The following is a 12017-nucleotide window of genomic DNA, read 5'->3' on the forward strand; positions in this document are numbered from 1 at the left end:
CGCGTGGTTTAATGCAGCCAATTTTTAGATTTAAAATTTCGTCAAGAGAAAATCTCAGTTCATGAGCCGTAATGATAAATTCCATAATACTGCGGTGTTTATTTTTAATGTACACGATGCAATCCTTCGGCAGCGAGGAGGATCGTTAGGCAAGTATTGAACGATAATAATATAATTAAACGCTGTCACTGTTGTCCGGAAAAAATAAAAACTTGGGCGATGCGAGAAAAACAATAAAAACAGAACAGTTGATATTCCTCAAGATGGAGTTATGGGCTAAAGCCCCGACGCTCTGGTGCGATCACTAACCCCGGGATTAATCCCGGGGTTAGTGAATGCCAGATATGACACGGGCTTTAGCCTACCATTTGAAATTTTAACCAGACACTAATGAAACTCTATAAAAAAAGATAGTATGAAAATTAAAGGTTTTGCAATGATGGTCGTTTGTTCACTAATTCTTTTGGGCTGTAAAAAAGATAATTTTATTGAAGGTAATGAGCTTATGATAGCTTTATCTGAAGGTATAGGAGTAGACATGCATAACACATGGACACGTTCGGCAGATTTACCATACTTCGATATTTCTAGTTATTCGAATATCAAATCGGTTGTGATGGCTGTAAGTGATATAAAGACAAATGACGAAACTGGAAATGATCTGATTGGAGAAGCAAGCTTCGAACTATATGACATTACAAACGACAAACCAATTGAGAACAGTATTGTCATATCTGATGATATTGAAAACAACAGCTATAAGTCCTCAGCCAATATTATTAATGATATCCCGAGACAGAAAATTAAACTTGGAATTAGGATATCAAGTGATGGAGATTTTTCAGCATCTTGTAGTCATATTTATTTGATACTCTCAAGATAAAACGCCCCCCGCTCCCGCGCGATTGTATCGCGTGGTTTAATGCAGCTAATTTTTAGATTTAAAATTTCGTTATGAGAAAATCTCAGTTCATGCGCCGTAATGATGAATTCCATTATTCTGGCGATGTTTATTTTATACGTCTTGCTGTTGTAGAATGGTTAGATGTATGTACCAGGATAGAATACAAAAAATATTGATTGACAGTTTACATTTTTGTAAAAAACAAAAAGGATCAAAAACATGAAAATAAAAGGAATAATTTTCGATTTTAATGGGACTCTTTTTTTTGATACCAGTTTGCACAACCAAGCATGGGATATCTTTCTGGAAAAATATCGTCTAACTCTCAGTGATGATGAAAAGAATGACAAGATTCATGGTAAGAATAATGCAGAGATTTGTACAAATATTTTTTCAAAGAAGTTAAGTGAAAAGGAAATTGCAGATTTAAGTCTAGAAAAGGAAAACATATATCAATCACTTTGTTTGAAACAAAAAATGGAGTTGGCACCTGGCGCCAAAGACTTTTTAGAATATCTTCTTTCAAAAAAAATTCCCTTTACAATAGCCACTGCTTCTGATTTATATAATGTAGAATTTTACTTCAAACATTTGAATCTAGACAAATACTTTGATTTATCCAGAATTGTCTATAATAATGGGACTATAAAAAGCAAACCAGATCCTGAGATTTTTTTAAAAGCCATGGATATATTAAAAGTTGCAGCTAATCAAACATTGATTTTTGAAGATTCTGCATCTGGAATAAAGGCCGCAGAGAATTCACACGCAGCAAAAGTTATTATTGTTAAGTCAATGAATGCAGACTATGGTAAATGGAATCATGAAGTTATAAGTTCATTCTCTGAAGTTGACAGATCAATGTTTTGAATAGAAGTAGATAGAATACAATGTGTAAATCTAGTCATGAGAAAAATCTTAATTCATGAGCAGCAGTGATGAATTCCACAGTCCTGACGGTATTTATTTCTTATGCCACACGATGTAAACGTTCGGCAGCGGGGGGAATGCCGAAATCTCAACGACTTAATTTTACTTTTTAGACAGACTGCCATTATGGGCAACAATTTGACGCAACCATATTGAAGAAAGTGTCATCTATGAAAAGTGAAATTTTAAAATTAACAGATATGAAAAAGCTGATATTAATAGTTGTTCCTGCATTACTGTTATTCTTTTCTTGTGAGAAAGACGACACCTATCCCCGAATAGAAAACACAACAAGAGGAGAAAAATGGACACTTCAAATTGGAAGTTCTCCAATACAAGTTTATAATCAGCTTCAAGAATTAGGAATAGAGAAAAAATTTGGTTCTGTTTCAATTGTATATAGAAAACCATATTCAAAACCAGAAGAAATACAGAATATTTTTGATTATTACCGGACTATTACTTTAGAAACAAAATCGGGAGTTACCGAGCGGGCTGTTATCGGTTTTAATCAAAATAAAGTTAGCTCCATAGAAACAGGCGGTGCATTGTTGGACCCAATTTCCGCATGGCCTTCAAATACATCTGATGAGAATACAATCCATATTAATGACCAGACAGATATCGTATATCAGAAATTAGTAAACATTTGGCAAATCTCTCCATATAATGATTATCAAATTATCCTTCCAGACAAGTTGTTGGAAGATTCTTTCGACCCAGACATGGCAAATTACGATGAATGGGCATTTAATTTTCAGGATAATATCAGTACAAATATTGTTGGACGATCATCGGTAAGATTATTTTTCGACAATGGAAAATTGGTTAAAATCAGACACGAATATAACGAAAACGAAGTAGTTAATTAAGATGGTCAAAAACAATGGTTGTCCTGATCCAATTTCTTATTCATGCCTCGATCTATACGTCAAAAAAAAATCTTTTACATACAGAGCGTTGTGTTCGTTTTATTATTCCAACACCCACTTAATCGCAGCTTCCATAGTTGTGAATGGCGCTGACTGATATCCTTCATCTTCTTCTTTAACTAAAACAGGAATAACGATATCTTTAGGTTTTTCAATAAGAATAGCAATCTTGCAGCCCTGGAAAAAACGTAGGTTTTCTTTATAAAATTCAGGGATCTGGCTGTACCCCGAAACACTGATGTTAAAAGTGGCTTTTCGATAATCGAGAATGAATCCCCGATTATTCTCAGGAATTAAGTTGTTCGCAAATGCAAACTCCCATGAACTGATTATATCGGCAATCGTAATTTCCCCGTAATAATATTTAACGACTATCCGAAGATCTTCTATAGAGTCGTATTTAAAATTCGGTTTTTTCGTTACAGTATCCTTCATACGATATTGTCCAAAAATTCTGAGATTATCATTTCTTACGAAAGAAATGAATTTAAGTTATTTAACATCCAAAAATGAGGTTTCAACAAACACGAAATACGGCGTATATTATTCAGCACCTGATGTATTTGATGGGTGTAACTTCCACGCTCCCGATTACCCCCTGTCCGATTCCTCTGAAACAAAGATAGCGCGAATTTCGAACCCACAATGTGCCAACTTTATGCCGACAAAAAAGCCGGCCGCCCAAAGTTGTCTTTGGAACGGCCGGGCTTATCTATTCATTCCAGCCGGAATAGGCTATTTCGTATATGTTGTTATTCTGCCAACAATTTATCGGCCATTGCATTCGCCAGGTCAATACATTTTTGGTATTTGTCTTCTTTTAAGGTTCCTTTTTCTTCAATCGGGTCGTAAACCAATTCCCATTTCGAAGCTTCGGCAAACTTCATCAGGTTTTTCACGCCTCCCCCATTCCAGGCAAAGTTTCCGAACACGCCCAGGTAGTGATCTTTAACGCCCATATGCTGAACGGTAGTCAAGAGGTTTTCAACATTCGGGAACATGGCATTATTGTATGCACAGCTACCAACAATAAATCCTTTGTAACGGAAAATATCGTTGATGATGTATGATTTATGCGTTTTTGAAGAATCGTAAACACGAATATCTTTGATGCCTCGCTCTGACAACTGACGAGCAATCACTTCAGCCATTTTTTGTGTATTTCCATACATCGAACCATACACCACAACGCAGCCCGGATCGGTCGTGTAGGTGCTCCATTTATTATAGCGACTCAACACCCACTCCAAATCTGTTCGCCAGATTGGCCCGTGTGTAGCCGCGATCATTTTAATATCGAGCGGTGCTAATTTTTTAATGGCACGTTGTGTATGCGGACAATACTTCCCAACAATGTTGGTGAAATAGCGCATGATGTCATTTTCGTAAAAATCAAGATTAATTTCATCGTCAAAAATACCTCCATCCAAGGTACCAAAGCTACCAAAGGCATCACCTGAGAACAAAATTTTGTTTGTTTCCTCAAAGCTGACCATCGTTTCGGGCCAGTGAACCATTGGCACGGTTTGAAATTGTATTTTCGTTTTTCCAAGCTCCAGAACCGAATTGTCGTGCACTTCGAGCGTGTTGGTTGGTTTCATGTAAAATGACTCGACAAAACCAAAGGTCTTTTTATTTCCCACTAAAGTGATGTTTGGGTATTTCATCACAATAGCACGCAAAGCTCCCGAATGATCGGGTTCCATGTGGTTGATGATTAAATAATCGACCGGGCGGCCACCTAGAATAGCGTCAATATCTTCTAAATAATCATCAATAAAAGCACGCTCAACGGTATCAACCAAAGCAACTTTTTCGTCGTCAATTAAGTATGAATTATAAGAAACACCATTGGGGATCGGCCAAATATTTTCGAATAGCTGGGTTCTCCGATCATTATAACCCAAATAGTAAATATTTTCAGCAAGTTTAACCTGATGCATAACTTTCGATTTTTGTGTGATTTTTTTCAGAACACGAAAATAGCCAATTTCGCTTAGATCGAAGCTAGTGTGCATTTCATTTCACTAAAAAATTAAGGTAAAGCTTACACACCCTTAAAATCGTAGAAAAGTTTATTTTTGTAGTTCAAAATTAACAACAAATGAATTTAATGTCGACTAATCGATTACATCTCTTTCCAAAACTCAATAAATGGGTGATCATTTTTTTTGCACTGGCATTTATCGTTGCCGGACTTCGGGGCTACCAGCTTTTTCAATATGTATTTGCCGAGAACGTCAAGCATTCCGGCAGTATTACAATTCCGCTAGAAGCCAGCTACCAGGATGTGTTGGACTCGCTGGAATCGAACGAAATCCTGATTAATGAAAAGGCTTTTAAGTGGGTAGCAAAAAAGAAGAAATATCCCACAACGATAAAAGCCGGAAAATATGTTTTTAGCAAAGGAATGAATACCAACCAGATTGTAAATATGTTGCGTGCAGGAGATCAAAAACCGGTATCGGTTATTTTCAATAACCTTCGCTTTATGGATGAGCTGGCCGGATCGGTTTCGCACGATATTGAGCCCGACTCGCTGGAATTACTCTCATACTTAACAGACAGTGCGGTTATTCAACAATATGGCTTTAACCAATTTTCGTTTCACGCCATGTTTATTCCCAATACCTACGAGTTTTACTGGACCACCACTCCCTGGCAGTTTGTCGAGCGCATGCACTCCGAATATGAACGTTTTTGGAATACCGACCGGCTGGCTAAAGCAAAGTCGCTTGGTTTAAGTCCGGTGGAAGTTTCAACAATCGCTTCTATTGTTCAGGAAGAAACGGTAAAAGCTGATGAAAAGCCCCGGGTAGCCGGTTTATATTTAAACCGAATAAAAAGGGGTATGTTGCTGCAGGCCGACCCAACAATTAAATTCGCCTTGGGTGATTTCAGTATTAAACGGGTTTTAACCAAATACCTCTCGATCGATTCGCCTTACAACACATACATACACGCAGGCTTGCCTCCGGGCCCTATCAATTTTCCGGAGATATCCAGTATTGAAGCTGTTTTAAATGCTGAAGATCACAACTATTTGTACATGTGTGCCAGTGACGAGTTTAATGGCTACCACAATTTTGCGAAAACCCTGCGTCAACATAATCAAAATGCGGCACGCTATCAGGCCGCTTTAAATGCGAGAAAAATCTGGGAATAGCTCCACTTTCGGGTAACTTATTTTTAGCGTTTTTTAAAGCTCTTTTTGTTTTATTACCGTCAGTTAATGAATCTTAACAGGTCAATCATCTAGCTTTGAAACTAAAAACTAATGCGCCTGACCTTGTCAATTTCACTCCTTTTTTCAGTAATAATATCCTTTGCTCAGGAAGAAGAGCAAACCATCACTTTTAGCGGTTATTTTTTTTCAGAAGATTCTATTCCTGTTGAAAACGCACACATTATAAATTACCGGACAACCAAGATAGTAACTTCGGACAGTACGGGTCGATTTACGATTTTTTTGCATGAAGGCGATTCCTTGATGGTCAATCACATGTCGCTGGAAGCCAAAGTAATTTACGCCAATAAAAACCAAGCGACACAAAACAACCACTACATCCCTTACCGCAGCTATGAATTGAACTTAGTGGAAACAGAGCCTTATCGCAGAGACTATCAGAATTTCAACAAAAACGTCGTTAAGCTCAACCGCGAGATTCGCCAGGTTGGTTACCTTACTCCTAAATACAAAGGGATTGATACGAATCCGTATGATCCCAACCCAACAAACTTAGGCTTAACAATTGGGCTAAGTGATATTATACAATTGTTTAAGCGAAAGAAAAAGTAGCAACACTACCTGGCTGGAAAAAGTATTGAAGCAAAAAAAAGGCCGGCTTCAATAAATGAAACCGGCCTAAAACTATTTACCTAAAACTATCCAAAAGATTCTGTACAGCTTATTCTACGCCACCCTTCTCACTGAGTGTGTCATAATTGAAACTCATGTTTGTCCAGTCAATTTTGTATCGAGGGTTGATCCCGTTAATATACGTTTCAATATTTGTATAACCATCACCATTGCAATCTTCATTGGCATCTGACGGATCATTCGGATCAAAGCCCAAATCAGCATACTTTTGTTCGTATTCATCAGGCATTCCGTCTTTATCCGTATCGACGTATGGTTCTCCTTTATACTCGGGGTATCCGCCTACTTGCGAAATATCAGTAATGATTCCAATTTTGTAACTGTCCTCGGGTAAACGACGATGTTTAAATTTTGGAATTCCGTTCAAGCTAATATCGTCGGCATACTCTATTTCTCCGGTACGAACAACTCTTGAAATACGTTGATCAACTGCATCTCTTACCGGTAAAGTGGCACCTGCGTTTTCCAACACATAATCGAATGATTGTCTGGCTGGCATAATTGTCATATAAGGCATTTCCCAAGGCTCATCCCAATAAACAATGTCTTTATACTTACTGATATCGTCAGATAACAATACTTCCTGATAAGGGTTATTTTTATCCGGAACATCTTCGAGCTGAATCCCTCCGGCCCAATTATCATTTGTTACTTTTTCGTTTCCTTCAACAATGTTTCCATCTACAAAAGCACGACCGTAAACGCGACGTGTCAAGGTACTACGACCTGATTCCGGTTTCAAAATCCGATGTCCTATCGGGCGATCAGTTGGAGTAGCCGGACCTGGTTTGAAGTAGTTGTTGATAATATTGAATTTCGCGGTATAGTCGCCACCATCGATTGAACGATGTACCCAGTTAAATAATACATTGTTCACAAAATTGAAAACTCCGTTCCAACCAATCGAAGGATTCCGACCAGCATTATTCGCCCAAAGATTACGCATGAACGAGCAATTTTCTCCTCCCAGCGTACTTCCAAAAGCATGATTCCAGGTATCTAATGCCTCTGAGAAAATCGAATTCTGGATAGTAATATTTACTGTTGGCAATTTGAGATCTTTTTTACCTGTTCCATCACTCCACATATGGCGATAGATTGACATATTTTCGTCTAATCCCCAGCTTGCAGAAACGTGATCAATCATGATATTACCAACCGGATTACCACCAATCGCATCGTCGCGGCGACCAACCCAGGTTTCTCCCCTGCGGAAGCGCATGTGTCTGATGATTACATCGTGAGTATTTATCCAGAAGCTTTCGCCAGCAAGACAGACACCATCACCCGGAGCAGTCTGTCCGGCAATTGTGACATATGGAGCACGAACAATAATCGGTCTTTCGAGATGGATAATACCGGCCACGTTAAAAACAATAATTCGTGCACCACCGGTTTCGCAAGCTTCGCGCAATGTTCCGGGGCCGTGGTCAGCTAAACTTGTTACTGTAATCACTTTTCCACCTCGACCACCAATGGTATACATGCCACCTCCTTCGGCACCAGGGAAAGCAGGAATTTTAGCCTGCGGCAAATCACTTGGACGACCTGCCCATGGAATATAAGGACGGCCTTCTTCCGCTTGTTTATCAACAATTGGTTTCGCTTTTTCCCAAGCCTCATCCGAAAGTCGATACGTCTCTTCAATCAATTCCTTTGCAGCCTTCTGAACCTCTTCCGGAATATCCGGATATTGTGCATGCAGGGAACCTGCAAACAACGTGCAGCCAACAAATGCGATTACTACTTTTAATCTACTAAACTTGTGTTTCATAATACTATACTTTTCTGCAATTGCTTTTAGCATAATTGCCTATTACCATTTGAATTATTAGATAAGCCGGGCATTCAAAGGCCCTTTTTAGTCTACAATAAATTATCAAAAACCAGCACCTTGACTGGTAACTTTTTAGAGATTACAATCTAAAGCTTCTTTTTCAACCAGAACTGCCATGAGATTTAGGCACACAAAGTTCCGAATAAAGTTAAACCATTATGTTTGCATTCGTCGGCAGCACTCAGCCTTTTTTTCGCTTTCTTGTCCCATCAAAGCTCTACGCTCTTCAATTCTTGACAAACTGTAGAACAACATTTCTTTTTTCAAACCCAAGCCGGACAAAATAAATCCCTGAGCTAATTTCAGGCAAAGTTAAACTGGCCTCAAAATCGCCGGAAAGTATCGTGTTCGAATCTTCCATCTCTATTTCACTTCCAAAAACATTGTGTAAGGTAATTGATTTTATTGCCTCCTGTTGAGTATGTCCCCAAAGATTCAACCGGTTGTCTGAAACAGGATTTGGAGCAATGTAAATATTTCCTTGAAAATCATCAAAGTCATTCATCCCAGTTGAAAAATCGGGAGTACAGCTACCTTGGTTATTGGGTTGAAAAAATGCCACAACCTCTTTCGCCTTGCTGTCACCATCTGCATCCGTTACAGTTAAGGTAAATGATGCCATGCCACATGATTCGCACTTGAACACAGCCTGGTTATTTGTAATTTCAACCGATCCGTTAACTTCATCCGAGGCTACTACCGGAGGATTTTCCTCATAGCCTTTGAAAAAATCGGTTAGATTGATTTTTATTGGTTTGTTTACCGATTGGATATAATGTGGTTTAGCCATCCAATGCAGGTAGTCTTCCAGCTCAGTATAGCCATCGTTGTCAAGATCCTGATTGGCTTCGGAATAATCTCCTTCTGCTGAATTTTCATTTAAATTGTAATAGGTTTCCCACCAATCAGGCAGACCGTCTCCGTCACTATCCCACGAAGCATCTCTGCTCTCCTCGGGATAGTTCTCCCAGCCACCTACATCTTCCTGGTCATCGGGCAAACCTGGTTTTCCGGAAACACTACCTGAATAGGTATAAGTTCCGTTTAACGACTCATTTATCACCCTGGCGTCGTGATCATCAAGTGCCGGCTGAGTACACCCCACATCCGACAACACATCTTTATAAGCAGCTCTTGCTGTTTGCGTTTCGACATAAGATTCGAAGAATGGCTCATCGACAAAAGTTTCCCAATCGACTGTAGCTCCATTCCTGATTTTGGATCGCCGTCCATTCTCCTGGTTCGTTTCGTTAAAGTGCCCGGGCATTACATTGCCTTCGAAATAAGCTTGCTGGGTTCCTTTCCCTGCCCCTTCATGATCCATAGTCAACGCATAGAATAGATCTGTTGCGGCACCTGGTTTATAATAGTTTCCTACAAAATTTACTTCCATTGCTCCTCCGTCCGTAGCACGGTGTCCCCAGTTGTAAACTACATTATTTCTGATGTCAAGCCTTCCGGAATAATAACCATCACCGTCAAGACCGCCGGCTAAACTCCAGTTACGCCCTTCGCAGTGAGCCAAAAGATTGTGATGGAAGCTACCAACATCACCACTTATACTAGCTGCGTATCCATGAGCAGTACCTTCCGGATAATTGGGGTGACCTGCAACATTCAATGCTTCAGAAATCAATGTGCGTTGCAAACTGATATTTTTACCCGAACGGGAACTGAAAGCCTCGTCAATCGTCCAACTGATAGAACAGTGGTCGATGATGCAATTATTACTTCCCTGCATTCCCATACCATCTAAACCATGGCCGTATTGACCAATATTACCTCTTCGGACACGAATATTCTGAATAATCGCATCGTTTGCACCACTCAAACCAAAAGGTGCATCCCGCAAACAAATACCTTTACCAGGAGCCGTTTGTCCGGCAATAGTTACATAGCTATCCGACAATACCAAGCGTGATTCTAGCTTAATGATCCCTGAAACGTCAAAAACAATTGTTCGAGGTCCGGTTTCATCTTCAATAGCATATCGCAAACTTCCCTCTCCACTATCGTCTAGATTCGTAACATGTACAACTTTTCCGCCACGGCCTCCTTTGGCATAACGACCGTAACCTGCTGCTCCCGGGAATGCCAAACGAGCCAGTCGGAACGACCAAACATTTCCTTTAGTGACCGTACCATCGGCCTTCACTTCATCAATTCTCCAGAAATAATCGTTGTGCGTATCTAAGTCACTCAGTTGATATTCAGTTTCTGCTTGGGTTCCTTTATATGCAGCGTCATCAGTTGTTGCATTAGTTACGTCATCAGCAGAGGTCGCAAAATAAACACGATGAGAGGTAGCTTCATCATCGGCTGTCCAACTAAGTTTGACAGCTCCATTTTCAGCAACAAAGTGCTCGTTAGCATCAGCCGGATCTGGATTAATTGCCTGATCGAGCAAATTAGCTGTATTTAGCTCAATTCCATTGAGGACTAAATTCTTGAAGGTTTCGTCTCCCGCGGTTTCCGCTCGAAAAGTGATTTCTACATCTTCGGATTTCTGAACAACGAACGTCAGGTAGATAATCTTAGCTTCATAGTTAGAAGCTGCCCGGGTTGTCGGAACCACGTTGTCGTAAATAACTTCTCCGTTTATCAGAATATCAACCGGGCTGAAAGTACCGGACTCCGGACTATCAACATTATTTAGAAAAACCAGTAATGAATGATCGCCAGCCTCAAGTCCTCCAATCGTTAGAGTTATCTCGCCTCCATCATTACCGTCATCAACAGTTACACCGTCATTAACCAATTTTGCAGCACCAATTCCGGCCTTGTACCAATTACTTCTAAGACCTTTTCCCGCAGTTCCGGACTTGGTTAATGTGAAAGATATTCCCTCAAATGTTTTGGCTACAGGATTAGTATAACTGGCCCAGGGTTCGTAGCCAGGTTCATGGACTTCCGTCTCACTTCTACCGGCCTGGTTGAAATCAATCTTTACAACCGGACTTCCAGCCCAAAGTGAAATCGAAAACAAGACCCCGCAGGCAGCTGATAATAATCTTGAAGTCAATATTTTTGCTTTTTGAAATTTCATAATGATTAGTTTTAATTCTACTCTCGAATTTTCAGATTCTATTCAATCTCTTCTTCTCTCCAACATTCACAGCATTCTTTTCCTATCTTATTAAGGTCGCAGTCTTCTTTTGAATGGTTATTGTTTTATGTCCATTCTATTTTTATCGCAAGCATGCTTGCCCAACTGCAAATATCCCCTCTAAAAACAGCTTCCGATTTTCTCTCGCCTTATAAAGTCAACCATCTTTTTCAATCTGATGGTTTGCTCTGGCCAACGCGCTTCGACAACCTATTTTTCCGCCTCATAATTCACAAAAATTTTTGAATGCTTATGGTTCCCAAAAATAATAAAAAAATGACAACGTTTACATTCTAAAAACCTTTATTTAGTTAATCCTTATGAACTAATATTTACTGGAAATAATTGTTTTTGTCTAATGATTATTTCCAGTAAAATTTTAAGCCAAAGAACTTCTTCTTTGATTTTCCGAAGTAATCCTTTGAAGT

At 39.4% G+C, this 12017-nt stretch carries 9 protein-coding genes; 5 read left to right on the plus strand and 4 right to left on the minus strand.

Annotation, left to right across the window (positions count from 1 at the left end; translation table 11 throughout):
- The first annotated feature begins 415 nt into the window (after positions 1 to 415).
- The 3 genes from GR929_RS20420 (at position 416) to GR929_RS20430 (ending at position 2706) form a co-directional block, all read left to right on the plus strand.
- Positions 416 to 883: a hypothetical protein gene (locus GR929_RS20420; RefSeq protein WP_159523412.1), complete on the plus strand. Its 468-nt coding sequence runs from the start codon at positions 416 to 418 to the stop codon at positions 881 to 883.
- A gap of 240 nt (positions 884 to 1123) precedes the next feature.
- Positions 1124 to 1774 carry an HAD family hydrolase gene (locus tag GR929_RS20425; RefSeq protein WP_159523414.1) on the plus strand — a complete coding sequence of 217 codons (651 nt, stop codon included), beginning with the start codon at positions 1124 to 1126 and terminating at the stop codon, positions 1772 to 1774.
- 230 nt (positions 1775 to 2004) lie between these two features.
- Positions 2005 to 2706 carry a hypothetical protein gene (locus tag GR929_RS20430; protein ID WP_159523416.1) on the plus strand — a complete coding sequence of 234 codons (702 nt, stop codon included), beginning with the start codon at positions 2005 to 2007 and terminating at the stop codon, positions 2704 to 2706.
- 102 nt (positions 2707 to 2808) lie between these two features.
- Here the strand turns inward: GR929_RS20430 and GR929_RS20435 are convergent, their stop codons facing one another.
- The gene (locus tag GR929_RS20435; RefSeq protein WP_159523418.1) at positions 2809 to 3201 is read right to left on the minus strand and encodes a hypothetical protein; all 393 of its coding nucleotides are present in this window, start codon (positions 3199 to 3201) and stop codon (positions 2809 to 2811) included.
- Positions 3202 to 3518: 317 nt separating this feature from the next.
- Positions 3519 to 4709, minus strand: a complete 1191-nt coding sequence (locus GR929_RS20440) for an FprA family A-type flavoprotein (protein ID WP_159523420.1) — start codon at positions 4707 to 4709, stop codon at positions 3519 to 3521.
- Positions 4710 to 4870: 161 nt separating this feature from the next.
- Here GR929_RS20440 and mltG point away from each other — a divergent pair, with 161 nt between their 5' ends.
- Together mltG and GR929_RS20450 are read left to right on the plus strand one after the other, a co-directional pair.
- Positions 4871 to 5932, plus strand: a complete 1062-nt coding sequence (gene mltG, locus GR929_RS20445) for an endolytic transglycosylase MltG (protein ID WP_159523422.1) — start codon at positions 4871 to 4873, stop codon at positions 5930 to 5932.
- Positions 5933 to 6043: 111 nt separating this feature from the next.
- Complete coding sequence (locus GR929_RS20450; RefSeq protein WP_159523424.1) at positions 6044 to 6565, plus strand: hypothetical protein; 522 nt, start codon at positions 6044 to 6046, stop codon at positions 6563 to 6565.
- Between the two features lie 109 nt (positions 6566 to 6674).
- On the opposite strand, the gene GR929_RS20455 is transcribed toward GR929_RS20450, so the two are convergent.
- The gene (locus GR929_RS20455) at positions 6675 to 8420 is read right to left on the minus strand and encodes a pectate lyase family protein (RefSeq protein ID WP_201301075.1); all 1746 of its coding nucleotides are present in this window, start codon (positions 8418 to 8420) and stop codon (positions 6675 to 6677) included.
- A 289-nt stretch (positions 8421 to 8709) separates the two neighbouring features.
- The gene (locus GR929_RS20460) at positions 8710 to 11529 is read right to left on the minus strand and encodes a T9SS type A sorting domain-containing protein (protein WP_159523426.1); all 2820 of its coding nucleotides are present in this window, start codon (positions 11527 to 11529) and stop codon (positions 8710 to 8712) included.
- Positions 11530 to 12017: the final 488 nt, after the last annotated feature.

It is taken from the genome of Sunxiuqinia indica (genome assembly GCF_009847015.1).
Taxonomy (GTDB): domain Bacteria; phylum Bacteroidota; class Bacteroidia; order Bacteroidales; family Prolixibacteraceae; genus Sunxiuqinia; species Sunxiuqinia indica.

Coding starts and splice junctions, on each gene's coding strand:
- GR929_RS20425 (WP_159523414.1), top strand. CDS start 1,124: ATGAAAATAAAAGGAATAATTTTCGATTTTAATGGGACTCTTTTTTTT.
- GR929_RS20420 (WP_159523412.1), top strand. CDS start 416: ATGAAAATTAAAGGTTTTGCAATGATGGTCGTTTGTTCACTAATTCTT.
- GR929_RS20430 (WP_159523416.1), top strand. CDS start 2,005: ATGAAAAGTGAAATTTTAAAATTAACAGATATGAAAAAGCTGATATTA.
- GR929_RS20450 (WP_159523424.1), top strand. CDS start 6,044: ATGCGCCTGACCTTGTCAATTTCACTCCTTTTTTCAGTAATAATATCC.
- GR929_RS20435 (WP_159523418.1), bottom strand. CDS start 3,201: ATGAAGGATACTGTAACGAAAAAACCGAATTTTAAATACGACTCTATA.
- mltG (WP_159523422.1), top strand. CDS start 4,871: ATGAATTTAATGTCGACTAATCGATTACATCTCTTTCCAAAACTCAAT.
- GR929_RS20440 (WP_159523420.1), bottom strand. CDS start 4,709: ATGCATCAGGTTAAACTTGCTGAAAATATTTACTATTTGGGTTATAAT.
- GR929_RS20460 (WP_159523426.1), bottom strand. CDS start 11,529: ATGAAATTTCAAAAAGCAAAAATATTGACTTCAAGATTATTATCAGCT.
- GR929_RS20455 (WP_201301075.1), bottom strand. CDS start 8,420: ATGAAACACAAGTTTAGTAGATTAAAAGTAGTAATCGCATTTGTTGGC.